This is a genomic window from Sphingomonas sp. Leaf339 (genome assembly GCF_001426195.1).
Classification (GTDB): Bacteria; Pseudomonadota; Alphaproteobacteria; order Sphingomonadales; family Sphingomonadaceae; genus Sphingomonas.
In genome coordinates, this window is the sequence record NZ_LMRS01000060.1 from 45,318 (window position 1) to 64,829 (window position 19,512).

General features: G+C 61.2%; 20 protein-coding genes and 1 pseudogene. 9 read left to right on the plus strand and 12 right to left on the minus strand.

From position 1 onward, the window contains the following. Positions 1–89 precede the first annotated feature (89 nt). The 4 genes from ASG67_RS17375 to ASG67_RS17390 all read right to left on the minus strand — a co-directional run bounded on the left by ASG67_RS17375 (position 90) and on the right by ASG67_RS17390 (position 2,260). Complete coding sequence (locus ASG67_RS17375) at positions 90–380, minus strand: hypothetical protein (RefSeq protein WP_156460903.1); 291 nt, start codon at positions 378–380, stop codon at positions 90–92. A gap of 218 nt (positions 381–598) precedes the next feature. Beyond that, positions 599–964, minus strand: a complete 366-nt coding sequence (locus ASG67_RS17380) for a hypothetical protein (RefSeq protein ID WP_156460904.1) — start codon at positions 962–964, stop codon at positions 599–601. A gap of 215 nt (positions 965–1,179) precedes the next feature. After that, positions 1,180–1,842 (minus strand): RES family NAD+ phosphorylase, encoded by a 663-nt coding sequence (locus ASG67_RS17385; RefSeq protein ID WP_056532804.1) that lies wholly within the window; start codon positions 1,840–1,842, stop codon positions 1,180–1,182. Between the two features lie 37 nt (positions 1,843–1,879). After that, entirely contained in the window at positions 1,880–2,260 is a 381-nt protein-coding gene (locus ASG67_RS17390) for an antitoxin Xre/MbcA/ParS toxin-binding domain-containing protein (protein ID WP_056532806.1), read from the minus strand. A gap of 197 nt (positions 2,261–2,457) precedes the next feature. Between ASG67_RS17390 and gntA the strand changes: the two genes are divergently transcribed. From gntA to ASG67_RS18625, 7 genes and pseudogenes are all read left to right on the plus strand, one after another. Beyond that, a complete protein-coding gene (gene gntA / locus ASG67_RS17395) occupies positions 2,458–3,165 on the plus strand; it encodes a guanitoxin biosynthesis heme-dependent pre-guanitoxin N-hydroxylase GntA (RefSeq protein ID WP_056532808.1) in 708 nt (235 codons plus the stop codon). After that, entirely contained in the window at positions 3,162–3,755 is a 594-nt protein-coding gene (locus ASG67_RS17400) for a DUF1989 domain-containing protein (protein WP_056532811.1), read from the plus strand. Before gntA ends, ASG67_RS17400 begins: the two co-directional genes overlap by 4 nt. A 250-nt stretch (positions 3,756–4,005) precedes the next feature. Then, a complete protein-coding gene (locus ASG67_RS17405) occupies positions 4,006–4,986 on the plus strand; it encodes a replication initiator protein A (protein WP_235535283.1) in 981 nt (326 codons plus the stop codon). Between the two features lie 397 nt (positions 4,987–5,383). Then, positions 5,384–6,244: a helix-turn-helix domain-containing protein gene (locus tag ASG67_RS17410; protein WP_082543633.1), complete on the plus strand. Its 861-nt coding sequence runs from the start codon at positions 5,384–5,386 to the stop codon at positions 6,242–6,244. A gap of 196 nt (positions 6,245–6,440) precedes the next feature. Next, positions 6,441–7,091 carry a ParA family partition ATPase gene (gene parA / locus ASG67_RS17415; protein WP_056532814.1) on the plus strand — a complete coding sequence of 217 codons (651 nt, stop codon included), beginning with the start codon at positions 6,441–6,443 and terminating at the stop codon, positions 7,089–7,091. Beyond that, complete coding sequence (locus ASG67_RS17420) at positions 7,088–7,363, plus strand: ribbon-helix-helix domain-containing protein (protein ID WP_056532816.1); 276 nt, start codon at positions 7,088–7,090, stop codon at positions 7,361–7,363. The genes parA and ASG67_RS17420 overlap by 4 nt, the downstream gene beginning before the upstream one ends. Before the next feature lie 111 nt (positions 7,364–7,474). Beyond that, positions 7,475–8,306 (plus strand): annotated as a pseudogene (locus tag ASG67_RS18625) (IS630 family transposase). A 290-nt stretch (positions 8,307–8,596) separates the two neighbouring features. Here the strand turns inward: ASG67_RS18625 and fcl are convergent. The 5 genes from fcl to ASG67_RS17460 all read right to left on the minus strand — a co-directional run bounded on the left by fcl (position 8,597) and on the right by ASG67_RS17460 (position 13,837). Beyond that, positions 8,597–9,532, minus strand: a complete 936-nt coding sequence (fcl, locus tag ASG67_RS17440; RefSeq protein ID WP_056532823.1) for a GDP-L-fucose synthase — start codon at positions 9,530–9,532, stop codon at positions 8,597–8,599. Between the two features lies 1 nt (position 9,533). Continuing rightward, positions 9,534–10,601, minus strand: a complete 1,068-nt coding sequence (gene gmd / locus ASG67_RS17445; RefSeq protein WP_200940834.1) for a GDP-mannose 4,6-dehydratase — start codon at positions 10,599–10,601, stop codon at positions 9,534–9,536. A 74-nt stretch (positions 10,602–10,675) separates the two neighbouring features. Further along, positions 10,676–11,554 (minus strand): alpha-1,2-fucosyltransferase, encoded by an 879-nt coding sequence (locus tag ASG67_RS17450; RefSeq protein ID WP_156460905.1) that lies wholly within the window; start codon positions 11,552–11,554, stop codon positions 10,676–10,678. A 10-nt stretch (positions 11,555–11,564) separates the two neighbouring features. Beyond that, a complete protein-coding gene (locus tag ASG67_RS17455; protein WP_056532834.1) occupies positions 11,565–13,010 on the minus strand; it encodes an oligosaccharide flippase family protein in 1,446 nt (481 codons plus the stop codon). A gap of 116 nt (positions 13,011–13,126) precedes the next feature. Then, positions 13,127–13,837: an FkbM family methyltransferase gene (locus ASG67_RS17460; protein ID WP_056532837.1), complete on the minus strand. Its 711-nt coding sequence runs from the start codon at positions 13,835–13,837 to the stop codon at positions 13,127–13,129. A 319-nt stretch (positions 13,838–14,156) separates the two neighbouring features. Here ASG67_RS17460 and ASG67_RS18630 point away from each other — a divergent pair, with 319 nt between their 5' ends. Together ASG67_RS18630 and ASG67_RS17470 are read left to right on the plus strand one after the other, a co-directional pair. Next, positions 14,157–15,281: an acyltransferase family protein gene (locus ASG67_RS18630; protein ID WP_162244378.1), complete on the plus strand. Its 1,125-nt coding sequence runs from the start codon at positions 14,157–14,159 to the stop codon at positions 15,279–15,281. Next, on the plus strand, positions 15,281–16,561 hold the full coding sequence (locus ASG67_RS17470; protein ID WP_056532843.1) for a right-handed parallel beta-helix repeat-containing protein: 1,281 nt from the start codon (positions 15,281–15,283) through the stop codon (positions 16,559–16,561). The genes ASG67_RS18630 and ASG67_RS17470 overlap by 1 nt, the downstream gene beginning before the upstream one ends. Before the next feature lie 61 nt (positions 16,562–16,622). Here ASG67_RS17470 and ASG67_RS19085 read toward each other — a convergent pair whose 3' ends face one another. The 3 genes from ASG67_RS19085 to ASG67_RS17485 are packed head-to-tail and all read right to left on the minus strand — an operon-like array spanning position 16,623 to position 19,488. Further along, positions 16,623–17,291, minus strand: a complete 669-nt coding sequence (locus tag ASG67_RS19085; protein ID WP_056532847.1) for an acyltransferase — start codon at positions 17,289–17,291, stop codon at positions 16,623–16,625. Next, positions 17,288–18,493, minus strand: coding sequence for a glycosyltransferase family 4 protein (locus tag ASG67_RS17480; RefSeq protein WP_056532850.1), 1,206 nt, complete (start codon positions 18,491–18,493; stop codon positions 17,288–17,290). The genes ASG67_RS19085 and ASG67_RS17480 overlap by 4 nt, the downstream gene beginning before the upstream one ends. 20 nt (positions 18,494–18,513) lie before the next feature. Beyond that, positions 18,514–19,488, minus strand: a complete 975-nt coding sequence (locus ASG67_RS17485) for a glycosyltransferase (protein ID WP_056532853.1) — start codon at positions 19,486–19,488, stop codon at positions 18,514–18,516. Positions 19,489–19,512 lie beyond the last annotated feature (24 nt).

Below are 19,512 nucleotides of genomic sequence, written 5' to 3' on the forward strand. Positions count from 1 at the left end.
AAACATCACCGGCTTGGCTTAACCCTCTTTCCGATCTTTTTTGACATAGCAGGGACTAGCCCCGCGACAATCCGTCCGGCTCCTTCACCTCACTGACGTATCCGGTTGATCCGCCGTCGAATATAGCGCGCATGCTGATCGGACAGAACGCCGCCATCTTCTGCCTGGAACTGCAAGGCCTGATCGCGGAGCGCTATGGCCCAGGCGAGGCGCTGCTGCCGCATCGTCGGCGTGTCTCCTGTGTCCGAAAACAGATATCGTGCAGGATCGATCGGGGGAGGAAAGCCGTTGAACCACGTGCTGCCGCTGGGTCCTAACCGGGTCTGCGCGAGCGCCGGATCGGCCGCCAGCAGACCAAGCAGGAAGACGATCCGTTTCATCATCATTTCTCCCGATCGAAATGGTCATAACGTACCGGTCGTGACGCGGTTTCGACCCATGGATTAGCATCGTTTCCGCAGAGCCTCACACAAGAACGCTGTCACCAGCGGTGTGTTCGATGGCAGGTCTGTCGCCGAGGTGCGGCTCCACCACCGCCATGCCGAGACGACCAAAGTCGACTATTCAAGCATTGTCGACAATGATCGAAGGTGGGCGATCAACCGTTGGAATAGGTGACCTGGAACTTTCGGTTCTGGAAAATTCCGATCTGCCACTTCGCGGTGGTGCCCTTGGTGAAGGTCACGTCGTAAGTTTCGATCCGCTCCTCCCCCTGCCCGACGGCAGTAGCGAATGTCATCGTCTTGATCGGCCCCTCCGCGACGAGAGCGGTCCTCATTCTGGGAAGCTGTTCCTTGCAGGCCGCCAGAAGGCGATCGCCCATCAGGTCTGCGGGGCAGTTGCCCGCGGCCGTTTCGCTCAGCATCTTCTTCAGCGCACCGGCATATTGACCCGGTTCCGCTGCCGCTGGTCCGGCGATCAGAAGTGCCGCCACCCCAGCCAGCGACATGACTTCATACCGCACCGTCATCCCCTCTTGTCACGAGCGACATCCGGTACGCGTGCGTCGCGAAACATGGCCGCCCGAAGATGGTCTACGATGTCGATCCGGGCGCCACAACGTGGTTTGCTACTCTTGGAACGTCATCAGGCCGTTCTGTGGAAGAAGCAGCACATCAATGTCGGCAGTCGGTATGTAGGCATGTCGCCATGTCGACATGCCTACATGTATAGTCGCCTTCAATTTATCTTAAAATCCTCCGCCGTGAACCGCAGCGCCTGATCGCTCATCTCGCGCGTCGCCAGCAGGCCCTCGCCGGTCGCCAGGAACGCCCAGCTGGAATGGGCGCGGGGTGGCGGGACCAGCGCGGCGGGGTCGAGGATGGCGAGGTTGATCCCGCCGGGCAGCCGCGCGGAGGGCGCACGGATCGTGGCGATGGCGGCTGCCCTGGCCTGTGTCGCCAGTTTCTGGGTCGGGGCATAATCGTCGGGATGGGTCCAGCGGCCGGGCGAGTTGCTCCACGGCGCGGTGGTCAGGTCCAGGCAGCATGGCGTCGTGACCAGCACCGAAAAGGCCGACATCGGCGTCGGTGTCCGCGGGCGCTGGAACCCCGGCGATCGGGCGAAGCCGACCAGTCGCCAATAGGCGGTCTCGGTCACCGCGGTTTCGATCGCTTCCGAGGTGTAGAGGATGCCCGGCAGTACGTCAGCGCCGCGAAAGCGCGACGGGCGCCCCAGGCCATAACGGAACGGTGAGGCGAGCAGCCACGGCAGATGCTGCGCGGCATCGGGTAGCGGCGGCTTCACCTCGTCTGCCAGCGCTTCGAGTAGTGCCTGATCGGCATTGGTCGCGGCGAGCCGGTTGGTGGAGATGCGGTGCTGGGCCTCGACAATGCGGATCACGCGGCCGCGATAGGGCTGACCGTCTAGTCCAGGCCCTTCAGATCCGGGCGCGCAAGGCGTCGACATAATCGCTGGTTCTCAGTAGCCCGCGTACCGTGGCGATCAGGTCTAGCGGTCGCTCGCCCAGATCGAGGTTCGGCGTTTCCAGCCACGATCGCGCCGACCCGTCGTCCTGCCCCAGCCAGCTGTCGAGCGAGCGGAACAGGCGGAGCAGATGCTGTGCCAGCTCGAATGGCTTGCTGCCCGGGTCCAGCCGGTATTGCCCTGCCCGCAAGCGCGACATGGTCGGCCCTGATACGCCGATGATCGCCCCGGCCTGTGCGTTCGACAACTGCCAGAACCCGGCGATCCGCCCGACTGCCTCGCTCAGTACGCGGGGAGCGTCGGGATCGTGCAGCGCGGGTGCTGATGTGGCCATGTCCGTGCTCCTTGGAACAATATATAGCATCTGCGTTCCAAGGAAACAACACTAAAAAAGGTGTCGGCCTGTCGACAATCATACATCCAGACTTGTCGATCAAGCATATGCGAGAAGACGGTGAAGTAATCCGTATACCGCTTAACCTGCGGCAAGAGGCTGGAACGAACGACGCCGGGCGAACGTCGTGTCTGTCCATGCCTATCTATCAGTCACCGCTGTTCCCCTGGAGCCACAAGGATCAGGCCGCCCACAACGCCCTGCTGCTCGAGCACATCGCCGAGGCTGGCTTCCCGTGCGTCGGCGCGAAGGCGGCGGTAGCGAAGGGGACGCTGGAGGTGCTGTCGTGCAACCGCATCGACAGCGCCTGGGATGATCTTCGCATCCATGACGGCCTGCTGCACTTTGCTGCGGCTTACCGTGCCGACCCTGCCCTCTTCCGCAGCTTCGCCGTCGTCTTCGACGAACCGGTGACGCTCGACGAGGAGACGTTCGAGCGCAAGCTGTGGGACCGTATCCAGTCGCTGTCGGACAAGGACGTCTGGCGTGGTCAGGACTATGACGCCCGCGTCAGCGCGGATCCCGACAGCCCGCACTTCTCGCTGAGTTTCGGCGGCGAGGCGTTCTTCGTCGTCGGCCTCCACCCCAACGCCAGCCGTCCTGCCCGCCGCTTCGCGCGCCCGACGATGGTCTTCAACCTGCACGACCAGTTCACGACGCTGCGCGAGCAGGGTCGTTACGAAACGATGCGCGAGAAGATCATGGTCCGTGACGAGGCGACCGCCGGCTCGCGCAACCCGATGCTGACGCGCCACGGCGAACTGAGCGAGGCGCGCCAGTATAGCGGCCGCGCGGTTGACGCGGTGTGGCGCTGCCCGTTCTCCTATCAGGGGCAGGCCGAATGAGCGTGACCGAGATACCGGAGCGCAGCGGCACCGCGTTCCGTCTGGCGCAGGGAGAGACGCTGACTGTGATCGACCCGCGCGGCGAGCAAGTGGCCGATCTCCTCGCCTTCAATGCCGATGATCTGGACGAGGTCATTTCGTCGGGCCGGACGCTGGATTATGCCGAGACGATCTACATGACGACGGGCCACGTCCTGTATTCCAACCGCTCGCGGCCGATGCTGGAGATCGTGGCGGACGATGTCGGGCGCCACGACTTCCTGCTGACGCCCTGCTCCTACGACACCTTCCACCACTTCTATCCAACGCTGACGCCGCATCGCGGCTGTTTCGGCAATCTGGCCGCGGCGCTGGAACCCTTTGGCATCGCGCCTGATCGTATCCCGACCGCGTTCAACTGCTTCATGAACGTGCCGATCGATGCCGCGACGGGCAAGCTGCGCGTCCTGCCTCCGATCAGCAAGGCCGGCGACCGCATCGTCTTTCGCGCGACGATGGACCTGGTGATCGGCCTGACCGCCTGTTCGGCGCCGGATTCCAATGGCGGTACGTTCAAGCCGATCCACTACGCAGTCGGCAACGACAAATAGTCGAGCTGTAGTGATGTCGTAGTGTCGACATGTCAGATTATCGACTGGTGCTCCTCCAGTACCATACGATTGATCCATCGCCGACCATTCCGGTTTTTGCGGATAGCTCCCGGATTGGAGTATATGGGGTGATGAGCACGGCCCACCCAATTATACTCGAAAGCACGAATGGACGCCCCTTCAGCGGCCCTTCCCCCTGTGCGACCCTCAATGGAATGCCGAAAGTTCGTGCTTTCGAGTATGAATACCGATGAGCCGCCCGCCCGCGCCGAAACGCCCCAAGGACAGCAAGCCGATGGCCATTCCCCAGGGCGAACTCTTCCTGCTCGACAGTCCGCTCTATGGCGAGATCCGCGGCGAGCGGTCGCTGATGGCGTTTCCGTTCTTCGCGCTGGCCAAGACGCGGTGGATGAAGCCCCTCACCTATCAGACCGATCAGGTGTCAATCGAGGTACGCCCTTCGGCCAGCGGCGTCGCCACGATCTATGACAAGGAGATCGTTCTCTACATCGCCAGCCTGATGGCGGCCAAGCTGGATGCCGGCGAGGCGGTCGACCAGGATTTTGTCTTCACCGCGCACGACCTGTTCAACGTCACTGGCAGCAACCATTCGGCGCGGTCCTATGGCCGGTTGTCCGAAGCGCTGGAGCGGCTGCAGGGCACGCAGATCAAGACCAACATCGAAGCGGGCGGGGAGGGGGAGGAGGGCTTCTTCTCGTGGCTGTCCGAGGCGAAGCTGCATTATACCAAGACGCGTACCGGCGAGCGCCGGCTGAAGGCGGTGAAGGTGCGGCTGTGCGACTGGCTGTTCCGCGCGATCCTGCTCGACCGCCATGTGCTTGATTATGCGGCCGCCTATTTCCAGTTGGGACCGATCGAGCGGCGCATCTATGAGGTCGCGCGATCGGCGGGGGACGGGGAGGGGATCGATATCGACCTCGCCACCTTCCGCCTCCAGATCGGCTATCAGAACCCGCTCGCCAATTTCCGCAGCGCGCTGAAGCAGATCGCCGGGACCGACGCGATCCCCAACTACCGGCTCGATCTGGTCGAGACGATCGGCGAGCCCGATACCGGCGCCGCCCGGCCGGGCCGCAAGGCGAGCCCGGTCCGCGTCGTCATCACTCGCCGTCCGCCGGCGATCGAGGACGGGTCCGACGGCGCCGACGAATCATCGGGCGAATCACGCGAGCCGGGCCTCGTATCGGCGACGATCCGCACCGGGCATTGATACCCGAAAGCACGAACTCGCGAGGCCATTAATATCCGAAAGCACGAACTTTCGGTGGCATTAATATCCGAAAGCACGAACTTTTTCGGGCATTAATACTCGAAAGCACGAACCGTGAACGCTTCCGATGTTGGATTTTACCTGCGATTGTAAAGGTTCCAGCCGGCGTCATGCCGGCACAGCAATCGGAGCGGCTGTGACCTCATAAAAGAAAGCCCGGCACGAAGGCCGGGCATCCCCCGGTACGATGACCGGATTGATGGAGCGACGTCGCCAAACGTCGACCCGAAGTACACAACTTCCTCCAGATACCCCTGATCGACCATCGGTTCAAGGATGCGCGTTTCGCGCCACGTCCTCTCTTTGTCCCGGTCCCAGCCCCATGAGGGGATGGAAGATGACGGCGTTTACCCTGGGGGAAGCGGCGACGCTGGCGTTGCGCGGCGTTCGCGTGGCCAAGCCCGCGCGTTCGGGCGCCCCGCATCGCACCGGTGCGCCGGTGCTGCGCGACAGTATCGAGGCCGGCACTTTCGAGGACATGTTCTTCAGCGTGCCCGCGAAGGGCGAGACGGACCGGTTGCTGCGCGTGGCCCGGCGCACGCTTGATGCCGGGCGCCAGCTTGCCCGCGAGGCACGCGCCGGCACCCGCGACCTGACCAGAACAGAGCGCGCGATCGCGGCGCTGACTGCGGGGGCGGTGCGCGTCTATGAGGAGATGCTGACGCTCGCCCGCCTCAATCGTGGCCGCGTCTATCCCAGTTACGACTATCTGGCCGAGGCGACGAAGCTCGGCCGCGCGACGATCGCCCGTGCGCTTCATATTCTTGAGGGGATCGGCTTCATCGTCCGCCAGCGCCGGTTCAAGCGCGTCGAGGGGGAGGGGCCTGGCCCCCGCTACAAGCAGACGTCGAACGCCTATCGGCCCGCCTTGCCGAAGAGCGTCATGGCCTATCTGCCGCGTTGGATGCGGCCCGCGCCGGTGCCGGACGACCAGATCCAGCGGGAGGCGGATCGGATCGAGGAGACGAAGACGATGCTGGCGAGCCTGTCATGTCGCGATCTGGCGAGGGCGACGGTGAGTGGTACGCTCGGCAAGATGCTCGCCCGGCTGGGTGCCCGGATTGATGGTCTGGAGCGTGAGTCTCAAAACAATCTGCAACCGCTAATGGATTATTATTCTAAACCTCAAAATGAGTTGGCCTGCAGCCAACAGCAACGATTCACGATGAAGCCCGACATACGAAACGACCAAAAGTAAAATTGGAATCGTAAAGCGTCGGCTACGCCGCCGCATGCTCCCTAAAGGGATCAAGCGGTTTCCGGTGTGGCCTAAACGAGCGGCATGGAAGGGCGATGTGGTACTCCGCCCGCTGAGAGGGCGGACATCTCTTTGTGCGTGAGAGACAGATCTTCGCTGATGACATGTCGCCGTGTAGACATGTACAGGACCAGACATGCCGACCATCGCGATCATCAGCCAGAAGGGCGGAGCGGGCAAGACGACGCTGGCGCTTCACCTCGCCGCCGCAGCGCAGGACGCCGGCCGCGTCGCGCTCATCATCGATACCGATCCCCAGGCGACGGCCAGCCAGTGGGCATCCTGGCGTCAGGATGCGCCACCCGAAGTAATCGACAGCCCACCGCCGCGCTTGGCCGCCAAGGTGGCGCAGGCCAGCGGGCAGGGGGCCGACTTCATCGTCATCGACACGCCCCCCCATGCCGACAGCGCCGCACGTGCCGCGGTCGAAATCGCCGACCTCGTCCTGATCCCGTGCCGCCCCAGCGCCTTCGACCTGTCGGCGATCCAGACCACCGCCAAGCTCGTCCAGTTGCTTCGCAAACCCGCCTTCGTCGTCTTCACCGCCGGCAGCCCCAACGCCCCGCGCATCTATGCCGAGGCGGGGGAACTAGTCGAAAGCTACGGCACGCCGCCCTGTCCGATCCTGATCCCCGACCGCGCCGCCTATCGCCATGCCTCAGCCGAAGGGCGCACCGTCATGGAACTCGAACCCGCCGGCAAGGCCGCTGACGAGATCAGACAGCTATACGAGTGGACATGTCGACAGGTCGGCGAGCCGACCAAGCGCAAGGGGAAGATCGCATGAGCCGCAAACCGAGCTTCGCCAACCTGCGCGACCGTGCGGTCCCGGCAGCGGCACCTGCATCAGTTAATCCTGTCGAAAATGTCCGTGAACCGGAAGGAAAAGGTCCCGCAAGCCGACATGGCCGCAAACAGATTGCCGGTTTCTTCACCCCCGACATGTCCTTCGCCATGCACATGCTGGCGAGACGGCAGGGGCGGAGCTTACAGGATCTGATGGCCGAGGCTTTCAACGATGTGCTGCGCAAACACGGTGAGAGCCCCATCGGGAATTAGGCTGACCGTTACGTACAGTTAGAGCGTTTTCCGGCCGACGTGAGTCGACGAGGGATTCACACGGACGCGCTGATCTGATTCACGGTGTTGGTTGGATGGAGGCCGGCATGGATGGGCAAGCCGTTCTCGATGGATCTTCGGTTGGGAGCGCTGGCCGCGGTTGATGAGGGGATGAGTTGCCGGACTGCGGCGGTGCGCTTCGGTGTGCCGGTCGCGACGGTGATCCGGTGGCATGACCAGCGCCGCAGCACGGGTGCCTATGCCGCCAAGCCGCAGGGCGAGGACACGCGGTCACGCCGGATCGAGGCGCATCGGAACACGGTCCTGGCGCTGTACGGGTCCCGCCGCGACATCACGCTGGACGAGCTGCGCCGCGAGCTGAGCGCGTGCGAGGACTGGTTCGACGGTCAGCTCGACCTTGATCCCGAGCGGCTGGTGTTCATCGATGAAACCTGGACGGCAACCAACATGACACGAAGCCACGGCCGATGCTTTTCGGGGCGAGCGTCTGCGGATGGGCTACCCGCATGGCCATCGCAAGACGACCACACTGGTCGTCGGGCTGCGCATGACCCGCATGGTCGCGCCGATGGTGCTCGATGGCCCGATTAACCGCGACTAGTTCGAAGCCTATGTCGGTCAGGTTCTCGTTCCCGACCTCAGGCACGGCGACGTGGTAAGCATGGACAACCTGTCCAGCCACAAGCGCGCCAGCGTCCGCGAGGCCATCGAAGCCGCAGGCGCCCGCCTTATGTTCCTCCCGCCCTACAGCCCCGACTTCAACCCGATCGAGAAGGCGTTCGCCCGTCTCAAGGCCATGCTGCGCAGGGCAGGCGAGCGCACCGTGTCGGGGCTGTGGTCCCTCATCGGCAGGTTGGTCGACCTGTTCCCACCGCAGGAATGCTCCAACTACTTCAGCTCTTGCGGCTATGATCCGGACTGATCGGCATCTGCTCTAGTGCTCGTTAATGGTGGTGCCGCGGTTCAGCTTCCAGGCATCGGACGCAATCGAGAGTAACCGGGGTGATTTTGCGAGAGGGCCGGCTATCCTGAGAACGCGTTCTATGGAAAGATTAATGGCAATATTCACACCGTCATGCTGATGTGATTCATGGTGGTGGCTGGATGGAGGCTGGCATGAATGGGCAAGCCGTTGTCATTGTAAACAAGGAAAGGCCCCGTTGTGCGGACAGGCCATTACCTTTCCATATAACGCGAAGATCAGTTTACCTTTTATAATTGCTCGCTGAGAAACGATTCATAGCTACGCTCGATACCTTCCTCCAGTCCCGTCTTCGCACACCAGCCTAGTGCGGTAAGCCGATCGACATTCATCAGCTTGCGCGGTGTGCCATCGGGCTTGGTGAGGTCATGGAGGATATCACCCTTATAGCCCAATACGTCCATAACGATCCGGGTAAGATCCATGATCGACACATCCTCCCCAACGCCAATATTGACGTGCTGTTCGCCTGAATAATGATTCATCAGGTGGACGCAGGCGTCGGCGCAATCCTCTACGAACAGAAATTCGCGCCTAGGCGTACCCGTGCCCCACACCGTCACGGGATTGCCTGATGCCTTGGCCTCATGAACCTTGCGGATCAGGGCTGGCATCACATGGCTAGAGAGGGGATCGTAATTGTCGCCCGGACCATAAAGATTGGTGGGCATGGCCGATATGAAATCGCGCCCGTACTGGCGTCTGTAGGCCTGGGCCAGTTTGACGCCGGCGATCTTGGCGATCGCATACCATTCGTTGGTGGGTTCCAGCGGGCCGGTTAACAGCGCGTCCTCTATCAGCGGCTGCGGAGCGAGCCGGGGGTAGATGCAGCTAGAACCGAGGAACAACAGCTTCTCGACATCGGTCGCATGAGCACCGGCGATGATGGCGGTTTCGATCAACAAATTGTCGAGCAGGAAGTCGACCGGACGACTGTCATTCGCCAATATGCCACCCACTTTTGCAGCGGCAAGGAACACCGCGTCTGGCTTTGTATCTCGCATCCATGCCAGCACCCCGACCTGATCGCGCAGGTCGAGCGTATCACGAGAGACGGTGAGCACCTCGCAATCATCGGCTACCAGACGGCGCACGATGGCCGAACCCACCATGCCGCGGTGACCGGCTACCCACACTTTCTTGCCCGTCAATTCAAAGGAGGGCATGTCAGGCGTCCTTTGCGATCGGCGCGTCGCGCATCACCATCAGGTCTTTTTGTACCATCTCGCGCGCGAGATCGCGGGCAGAGGTTTCATGCTGCCAGCCTAGGCGTTCGCGTGCCTTGGTTGGATCACCGATCAGCAGTTCCACTTCGGTTGGCCGGAAATAACGCGGATCGACTTCGACCAGGCAGCGGCCGGTTTGTACGCACCACCCTTTCTCCTCCACGCCCTTCCCACGCCATTCCAAGGTGATGCCCACGTCGGCGAATGCCCAGTTCACGAAATCGCGCACTGTTGTGGTCTCACCGGTGGCCAGTACGTAATCATCGGGCTCATCCTGCTGCATCATCAGCCACATACCGCGCACATATTCACGTGCATGGCCCCAGTCGCGGCGCGCATCGATATTACCCAGCCATAATCTCTCCTGTCGGCCAAGATGGATCGCCGCAGCGGCGCGGGTGATCTTGCGGGTGACGAAGGTTTCGCCGCGAAGAGGGCTTTCATGATTGAACAGGATACCGTTCGACGCGTGCATGCCATAGGCCTCGCGGTAATTTACCACGATCCAATAGGCGTAGAGCTTGGCCACGGCATACGGCGAACGGGGATAAAATGGCGTGGTTTCACTTTGCGGCACTTCTTGCACGAGGCCGTAGAGTTCGGACGTGGAGGCCTGGTAGAAACGGGTGGACCGTTCCATCCCCAGAATACGGATCGCTTCCAGCAGGCGCAGGGCGCCGATCGCATCGGCATTGGCCGTGTATTCAGGTGTCTCGAAACTCACTGCTACATGGCTTTGTGCGGCAAGATTGTAGATTTCGGTGGGCTTTGTTTCCTGGATAATCCTGATTAGATTGGTCGAATCAGTCAGGTCGCCATAATGTAGATGGAACCGTGCGCCTTCGACATGCGGGTCTTGGTAGATATTCTCAATCCGGGCGGTGTTGAACGAGGAGGAACGGCGTTTGACGCCATGAACCTCATAGCCCTTAGTCAGCAGCAATTCCGACAGATAGGCACCATCCTGCCCGGTGACGCCGGTGATTAGCGCGACTTTGCGATCGGACAAAATTTACCCTTTCCTTAATACGAGCAGCTCGCCGTATTGCAGCCGATGTTTGTCGTCCAGCAGCGGCGTCTATATTACATTCTGCGCCACTGCTGCGGAACGAGATCGCCTTCGCTACCATGACCGGACTCATACCAGACGGCCGGTGCGATCACCTGCTTGTCGCGATGATCCGCAAGCCAAGCTGCCCACCAGCTAAAACTGCTGTTCGCGGTAATGAAATGTCGGCAATTGGACATCAGCCGAAAATCCTCGATATCGGCCGAGCCGACGTTGTGGGATACTAAAGTGCTGTTATCCGGCAGACGCGCGTTGCGGCTGACCCATTCGGGATCGTCAGTGAAGACGAAGTACCGGACGCCGGGTACGGACTCTTCCATCGCGCTCAACGCTCGGTCATAATAATCGGGTGGACAAGCGCGCAAGGTCGTCGACGGCCCGAGATAGTCGGTTCGGCGAAAGTGAACGCATACTGAGGGCTGGGCTTTGATAGCGGCCAAAAGCTCGGCATTTTTTTCGTCAGGTGCGGTCCTGAACGCAAACTCGTCCAGCAGGCGCGATCGGTGATCGGCGAAGAACAACTCACTCTGCCAGCAGCCGATCAGATAAGTGTTGTCGGTGATCGCCGGTACGCGTGGGTCAAATCCTTCCGCCTGATCGACCAAGATGTCGAACCGACCAGGCATCAGACGAAGCCGTTTCGACAGGCCGATCCTCTTGGCGGTGAACGATGATATGCGTGGCGCCGTGATCGCCAAGTGGCCAAGAGCGAACGGGCGGCTTGGAAAATTCGGATCGACGACATCGTAATGCCGTACGTCTATCTCAAAAGAATCCTGCGCTCGTGCTGCAGCGGCATAGCCGGTCGCATATTGGAACAGCTGGTTGCCCAATCCCCCCGTTAGTTGCGAAACAATCATCGGTGATTTCTTTCGATAGTCGCTCGTAAGCATGCTGAACTGATCATGGCCGTGCAAGTCGGCGACGCAGGGTGGTTACGCCCAATCGCAACTCGTCGAACAGAGGGTGACGAAGCCATGCGATCCCAGCAAGCCACAACGCTATACCTATTGTAATGCTGGCGGCGATCGGGGCGAGGGGGGCGTTTGCGGCCCAATCGTAACGGATCATCACGATGATTGACGGTGCGGCGGCCAGTGCGGCCAGTGCGGCCGTCTCGACGGATATCTTCGTCAATTCCCATTCGGTGGCACCGATCATACGGTTGATCTGCCGGCCGTAGAGAACCAGCGCCAGCAGCGCATCGACGATGCTGGCCGCGGCTGCGCCGACCAAGTTGAACAGACTGCCAACAGCGCGGCTGATGACGCTAAAGGTCGAACGGATCGCCTCGATCGTTGTCTGCACGCGCAGTTCGTCTTTGATGACAAACAGTTCCCAATGCATCGCAAAACGCAGCGTTATGAACTGGGCGATCAGTAACAGCGACAGGGGCGTTGCCGCTCCCAGCCAGCGTTCACCATAAAGCAGCAAGATTGCTGGCTTAGCTAACACCGCCAAACCGATCAGAATGGGTCCCATGATGCCGGAGATCGTCCGCATCGCGCGTAGATAGGTGTCGTGTAATTCGCCGGTATCGCGATGAACTTGCGAAAGCTTGGCGAAGATAACCCGGGTAGCGGCACCATAAACGTTTTGGAACAGCATCATGTTAATGCTGCTTGCTCGTGAAAAAAGGCCAAGTGCGGCCAACCCCAGCATCCGGCCAATGATGATGTCCGAGAAACGAGCAGCCAGCGCTGAAATACCGCCGATCGACATCATGCGCAGGCCGAAGATAACCATTGTGCGCCAGTCGCGTAGGGCAAAGCGCATGCCGACATATTGGCGGCCCAGCAGCGAATAGCCAAGCGATCCCGTCAGCGCATAGGCAATGGCACCGTAGCCTGCGCTCATGTAGCTAGCTCCCGCCAGTGCTGCTCCGACGGTAGCCATTGCGCTGGTGATCGTCTGCGAGACAGTAATGATCGAGATACGTTGAAACTGCATGGTGCGCTGCAGCATGCTGGATGGACGTAGATCGAAGACCGCGATCAACGGGGCTACTGCTAGCAAGCGAAGGACTTGTGCAACCGCCGGGTCACCCAGGAAACGCCCCGCACTGGAACTGATCGCTATTGTCACCGTGCTTAGTGCGACGTTCAAGATGGCGTTAACTGTGAAGGCAGTGGCCAGTACATCGTCGTCCGGATCTACCGCACGGACGATGAAATTACCTACCCCGAACGTGGCGATGACCTGAAACGCTCCATACGCGGCAAAGGCCACAGCATAGATTCCCATCTCCCGCGGTGTGAGCAATCGCGTCAGGACGATCATCGCGGCGAACGAGATGCCGAACGACAGAAATTGCGCCAGTATGGTCCACAGGAAAGCTCGACGTACCATCGTTCACTCGCGCAATAAAAGCGCACCTTGCAAGGAGGTCGCGTGCTGCCGCATCTCGGAAAGAGAGCGCTATATCGGATCGCTCTCTGTAGACAAGCGCCGGCTTCCCGCAGCGCTTAGCGCACGAACACCGCGTCACATTGCAGCACTTCGCCCGTGTCCCCATCATAATGACCGTTGAACATGCCTGCGCAGCGAAACCCGTGGCCGACGATGTCGGCGCATAACTCATAGAACAGCTTTTCACCTTCATAGAGGGGCTGGAGCGCCATTTCGCAATACACGACGGCTGTTTGTGCCAGCGTCATCGGGGCACCACGCAAAACCTCGCTTTCGAATCCCTGAACGTCCATTTTCAACAGATAAGGCGTGGCAAAGCCGTGTCGAGGAACCGCCTCGTCGAGAGGCAAAACCCCAATCTCCTCGGTGCCGACATAGGCGGATTCCGGTGCCGTCAAGCGATGCCGTTCCAGCATCGGCAGGATGGAAGAACTCTGCGAATTGCCGGCGACGTTGATCTTCACCGTGTCGCGGCCGGCACCGATCGCAGTGCGTGGGGCAATCGTCCATAGTGGGTCGGATTTCGCCGTCCGTGACAGGGCCGCGTGTGCATCGCGAAGTGGTTCAAACGACATGATCGGCCCGCCCCATCCAACGGACCGCATCTGTTGTGCGAATTGACCTTCATTGGCGCCGACATCCAGCACGCAGGCTACTCCAGCCTGATCTATGAGCCGCTTCACGGCCGCGATACGATCTTGCACCGAATTCACGCGCCGTAGTTCGACACCCGCGATCCGTAAGAGCCGTTGTATCGTATTCTTCACCGTTGACCTTTCTGTCGACTGTCCAATCCACTCGCGGTTTGCCGCACTTGGTCACATCCCTCCCTTCGGGCCATCCGTCTGTTTCGTCAAATCAGCGCAAACATCGCGACGGCCTCACACCGGCACACAGGTGGCCTCGTGCCATCAATTGGACGGTAAAAAGCCACGTCTTGCCATAACGAAACACACTAGGTAACACATATCGAAGGATAATTGGGTATCGACATTTCAAATCGCTTCAGTGGGGCGAATAAGGTAAACGGTCATTTCAACCCCCACTCTTCGCACGATCTCTGACGCCCCCACGTCCCGCCCCGTTGTGCGTGACGCAGAAGAACGGCGTCACGCGCGACGCCTGATTCCGTTCTTTTTCCGTCCTATACCTTCTAACCCCGATGCGCGCCCGAAAACACTTTATACTCTGCAGATCGGACGCGGTCTCGCCGCTCTAGCGGTATTATTCTATCATGCTAACCTAATAATCGGATTACCAAAATACTTTGGTACTCGCGCTGCTGATATTTTCATGCCCGGGCGTGCGGGTGTTCACTATTTCTTTGTGTTGAGTGGCTTTGTAATTGTACTAGCGCATTGGCGAGATTTAACGGAGTCTCCGGACATCGGGTCTTTTGCTTGGAAACGGTTTCGCCGGGTCTATCCGATGATTTGGGTTGTTCTAATACCTCTTATGGGTTTGGTCGCCATCGCCCCGTCCTTCTCGCCCGCTGGCGGCGCCTCACCTTGGCAGTTCCTCGCTGCGCTGATGATTACCCCACCTTTACACCGACCCTATGCCGAGCCATTTCTCGTCGCCGAGTGGACTCTACGCTACGAGATCATCTTCTATCTTCTTTTCCTCGTCTTGCTGAAAAGCAGATCGCTATTTGTCGTTCTCACCCTTCCTGTTTTGATTGCGGGTATGGTGAGTCTCTCCAGCACCACAGAAGAGCCCACCAACTTCTGGGTGGCGCCTTATTTTCTTCTTTTTTTCATGGGTATGGCAGGGGGCTGGGCGTTCAAATCACTGCCAATCGGCCGGCCCGCATGGTTGTTGGTCCTGGGCCTTGCGGGTCTGATCGCTTGCGCTTGGGTCGCCTATCGAACGGATATCACCCCCTTGCTTACCGTGGCCATTGGCCTGGTATCGACCATAGTAGTGGTGGGTGCGGCCCGGGCAGAGACGGGACGCCCCTCTGCCTTGGCGCGCGTCTTCACCTTTCTCGGTGATGCGTCCTATTCTATTTATCTCGTGCATTACCCGCTGCTTTCGATCTCAACAAAAATGCTGATGCCGGTGACCAACTCGCCGTATCTTGCGTTCTTGATAGTGACCGGTCTGGCTCTTGCAGGGGGGATCGGCTGCCATTTGATGGTTGAACGCCCGCTGCTGCGCCGTATCCCGCGACGGCCCCCGGGTTTCGGCCGTCGTGCCAAGGAAAGCTGATGTCTGATCGATCGACCCGCCGGATGTTCATGGGCACCGCCCTTGCCACCGGATTTGCCGCGCTTTCCATGCCCGCCTGCGCACAGCGGAATGGTCCCGCACGTAGGTTCGACGTGCAAGATTTCGGCGCTCTTGGTGACGGAAAGGGTGATGACGGGCCTGCTTTCCAGCGGGCGATCGACGCGGCTGCTGCGGCCGGTGGCGGAACGGTGCGTTTTGGCCCGGGTATCTTTGCCCTGCGGCTTTCCCCGGGGCCTGGCGGCAACGGTGGCGCAGCCTTCACTCTTCGGTCGGGTGTGCGGCTTGAAGGTGCTGATCGCGCCCGTTCGGTGCTGCGTCTGGCAGACGGACAGCTTGGCCCCGGCACTTTTCTGCGGATCATCGCGAGCGAAGGCACGCTGGAGAACGCCGGGCTTTCCGATTTCACGTTGGACGCCAATCGCACTGGGCAGGGTGAATTCCGTGACGCCTCAAACGGCGGTGCGATCGTGCTCGGTTGGGGCGGTCGCTGTACGAATGTATCGGTCGAACGCGTCACCGTGCGCGGCGCGAACGGGCAGGGCATGATGCTGCTGGGCGCCGTCGGCAATCCCGGTCGCGCCCTGCGTGTGGCGGACTGTCTGGTGGAACGGGCCAGCTATATCGGCATCCAGAGTTCGCAATTCGACGGGTTGGTGATTGAGCGTAACACGGTGACGGATTGCGTCGACAACGGCATCGACGTTTATGGCAATGACGATGCGAACCATTCCATCATTGCCACGTCGCACAGAGGGGTAATCCGCGGCAACGTGATCCGCCGATGCGGTATCGGTATCTTCCTGGAAACAGTCGCCGACTGCCAGGCGGTGGAAAACGATGTTACCGATTGCCGTCTGGCCGGCCTCAGGATCAACCGGATCAACGGGGAGCCGCGCAATCTGCTGGTGGCACGTAATCGCTTTGCTGGATCACCCTTCGGCGTGGCAGTCGGCGGGGATACCGGCGGTGTGGAAATCCGCGACAACACCATCAGTGGATTCACCACCGCGGGGGTTCAGTTCACCTACAATGTCAGCCACATCACGGTGGCTGGCAATCGTTTTCTGCCGGCTAAGCCAACCGTGCCGGTTGTACTTGGCCAGCCCATTGATCCTAAGCGGGACCCGCAGGAACAATTGGCTTTCGTCACCCTTGGACAGAACAGCGTGCCTCGCGGGCACCGGGCGGATGCGATGTTCGTCAACAACTACAAACGCCAGTTCATGATCGACGTCGGTCGTTTTGTGCCGACCCGCTAGAGCGGCTGGATTGCCGGCACAAGGGTGATTTCGGCCTGATGCAACGCAGGCGGGAAGCATGCTAGGTCCGGTGCCGCACCCGAGCCGGCACGCCGAACGCGACCGAGCCTGCCGGGATCGAGCGAGTGACGAGCGAATTGGCACCAATCACGCAGTCTGCACCGATCTCCACCCCATCGAGGATCGAGACGTTATTCCCCAGCCAGCAATGGTCGCCGATCGTCACGCCACGCCGTTCGGTACGACCGGAAACGAAACTGCCGCTTTCATCCGCGGCATGGGCCTCGGCCGTGATGGTAAGCCCGGCGCCCGCCTGCACGGAGGCACCGATGCGGATCGGCCCGCCGATCCCGATCACCGCGCGCGGTCCAATATAGGATCGTTCGCCGATCCACAGCCCTTCAGCCGGATCGTTCAATCCGCTGCGCCCCTGGATCCAGGAGTGTTCGCGGATCGTCACCCTGTCGGCCAACACGATCCCGTGGCGCGCAGACCCGTCGACATAGCTCATGCCGCCGATCAACACGCCCCGCCCCGTGCGCACCCGGCCGGCCATCACCCACTGGATGTTCGGTCCCAGCATCAGCCCGTTCCAGCGCCGCAACCGCAATGCCGACCAAGCAAGGCCACGTAGAGTAGGCCACCCACCCTTAGCGATCATGTAGCCCAGATCACCCGGCCCGATCGCATAGGTACGCCCGGTAGCGAGCTTGACGAGTTTCGCGATCATGACACCGCCTCTTCCATCATGACCTCGTCATAGATTGCGATCAGCCGTTCATGAAAGCGATCCCCAGAATAGGTTTCGGTAACCCGTTTGCGGGCGATCACACCCATCGCCCGGGCACGTTCCGGATCGGCCAGTATCCGGTCCAACGCATCGGAAAGACCTCTGACATCGCCCGGTTCGACTAGAATACCATCGATCCCGTCGCGTACTATCTCGGTCAGCCCACCCGTCCGACTCGCGATGACCGCCTTACCCGCCGCCATCGCCTCCGCTGCAGCCAGACCAAAGGTTTCCGGCGCGAGTGACGGCACCACGACGCAGGTCGCGGCTGCCACCGCCTGCGCCAGCGTGGCTTGATCCAGTTGACCAAGCATCTGCAGATTTGCGGGCCGGCTCGCCGCGATCGCGGCATGCAAGCTACCCTCTCCAGCCATGGCGAACACGGCATCGGGACGTCCTCGCGCCAGCTCGGCGAACAGGTTCGCCCCCTTGTAGCCCTCCATGCGCCCTACGAACAGCACCGGCGCACCCTTTCCTGGTGGCGGTGCGGGTCGCGCGGGGATAGCGACCGGGTTCGGCAAGGTGCGCATCCGATCGTCCGGCAGGCCCATAGTGCGCAGCAGTTGGCGCTGAAACTCGCTGACCGGCAGGAACCGGCGCACGATCCCGCGATATCCGAGCCGGTCGGCGATCTCCATGTCGGCAAGCGAGGCGATCGTCTTCGCCACCGATCCGTTGCACCGGTGCCGCAACGCCGGCCAGCGTCGTCCACCGGCACATTCGTAGCAAATGCCTCCGTCGCGAAACATCGTCGAACGCGAACACACGGTGCGGTAATCATGCAGCGTCTGCACCACCGGCGCGCGTGCACGCGCGAGCGCCGGCAGGATGGCCGGCGACAGGCGTTTGAACCAGCTGTGGAGGTGGATGACGTCGAATTGCTCGTCCCGCAACAGGTTCGCCAGCGCCCGTGCCGCACGCGGCCGCCACAGCGTCGCCGGGACTTCAGAGAGCGGTGTGCTGTCCGTGCGGGCCGCTTTTGGGAACCGGTCTGCCCATGGGCTCGGTGCGTCGGTCGGGTCTGCGGCGGTAAAGGGCACCACCTCATGTCCGTGTGCCTCCAGGATGCATGTTTGATCGAACATGACGCGATCCATGCCGCCGGCAATGTAATGGTTCTGGCTGATATTGAGGATGCGCATGATGGTACTCTGCTATGCCGTCAGCGCAGCGGAAACCGGCTATCCGGTCCCAAGCGTCCCGCCAGCCCCTCCGCAGCGCTTTGGCGGATGAAGCGGTAGTTCTGCATTCGGCCCGTTTTACGGGCGTAGAAACGCAGAATCGAGAAATAGAGCTGGCGGTTCAGCGCAAAGACCACCCGGTTGCGGCGTCGGAAACGGCTTTCGAAAAAGGCAAGATTGCGCACCGCATAATGGCTGCGAAAGTCGCTGTCGGTGAGCAGGGCGGCAGCAAAGCGATTGCGTAATCGCGCGGTCTGTTGTGCGGCCGGTTCCAGGTCTTCGATCAGGGCATCGGCCACCTGCACGACACGGCCGCCTGCGGCGGTGATGCGCCAGGTGAATTCGGTATCGTCGGCATACATGAAGAAGTCGCTGCGCGGTAACCCGAATCTGTCCACCAGCGACCGGTGGAACAACATGCCGCCGAAATGGGTCACCCCCACCTGCCTGTCGCGGGGCGCGTGCGGCGTCCGCCGGCGCGACAGGCGCCGCACGATCTTGTCCGCGATGTCCGAAACGTGAAAGCCCCCAAAACTGTCCCATCTCGTCAGCAACTGTCGCGCGCCGACATCGCCGATGGCATGTTCGGATCGGGCGGCGACAACGGCCAGCAGATTCACCGGGGTGCGCGCCGCCTGCCGCGCATGCGCGGCGAGCAGCACGGCCAGACAACCCTCGTACGGGCGGTTGTCGTCGTCCAGCACCCAGACCAAGGGTTTGTCCATCCGCATCGCCACTTCGAATGCCGCGGCAAAGCCCCGTGCGCTGCCGGTGTTGGCGCCCATGGCGACGACCTGCGCCCAGTCACCAAACCGTTCAGTAAGCGTTTCGTTGACGGGCCAATGCGCACCGTTGTCGATCACCACCGCGCGTGCCACCCCTTCCGCACGCAGCCGCTCCAGCACGGCCAACAGCAAGTCGCACCGCGCGCCGTAGGTGACAATGGCGGCGGTCACATCCCCGGGTGCGAACGCTATGAC

Bases quoted from the DNA above. Each gene is read 5' to 3' on its own strand.
- ASG67_RS17375 (WP_156460903.1), bottom strand. From the start codon at position 380: ATGAAACGGATCGTCTTCCTGCTTGGTCTGCTGGCGGCCGATCCGGCG.
- ASG67_RS17390 (WP_056532806.1), bottom strand. From the start codon at position 2,260: ATGGCCACATCAGCACCCGCGCTGCACGATCCCGACGCTCCCCGCGTA.
- gntA (WP_056532808.1), top strand. From the start codon at position 2,458: ATGCCTATCTATCAGTCACCGCTGTTCCCCTGGAGCCACAAGGATCAG.
- ASG67_RS17400 (WP_056532811.1), top strand. From the start codon at position 3,162: ATGAGCGTGACCGAGATACCGGAGCGCAGCGGCACCGCGTTCCGTCTG.
- ASG67_RS17405 (WP_235535283.1), top strand. From the start codon at position 4,006: ATGAGCCGCCCGCCCGCGCCGAAACGCCCCAAGGACAGCAAGCCGATG.
- ASG67_RS17410 (WP_082543633.1), top strand. From the start codon at position 5,384: ATGACGGCGTTTACCCTGGGGGAAGCGGCGACGCTGGCGTTGCGCGGC.
- parA (WP_056532814.1), top strand. From the start codon at position 6,441: ATGCCGACCATCGCGATCATCAGCCAGAAGGGCGGAGCGGGCAAGACG.
- ASG67_RS17420 (WP_056532816.1), top strand. From the start codon at position 7,088: ATGAGCCGCAAACCGAGCTTCGCCAACCTGCGCGACCGTGCGGTCCCG.
- fcl (WP_056532823.1), bottom strand. From the start codon at position 9,532: ATGCCCTCCTTTGAATTGACGGGCAAGAAAGTGTGGGTAGCCGGTCAC.
- ASG67_RS17450 (WP_156460905.1), bottom strand. From the start codon at position 11,554: ATGCTTACGAGCGACTATCGAAAGAAATCACCGATGATTGTTTCGCAA.
- ASG67_RS17455 (WP_056532834.1), bottom strand. From the start codon at position 13,010: ATGGTACGTCGAGCTTTCCTGTGGACCATACTGGCGCAATTTCTGTCG.
- ASG67_RS17470 (WP_056532843.1), top strand. From the start codon at position 15,281: ATGTCTGATCGATCGACCCGCCGGATGTTCATGGGCACCGCCCTTGCC.
- ASG67_RS19085 (WP_056532847.1), bottom strand. From the start codon at position 17,291: ATGATCGCGAAACTCGTCAAGCTCGCTACCGGGCGTACCTATGCGATC.
- ASG67_RS17480 (WP_056532850.1), bottom strand. From the start codon at position 18,493: ATGCGCATCCTCAATATCAGCCAGAACCATTACATTGCCGGCGGCATG.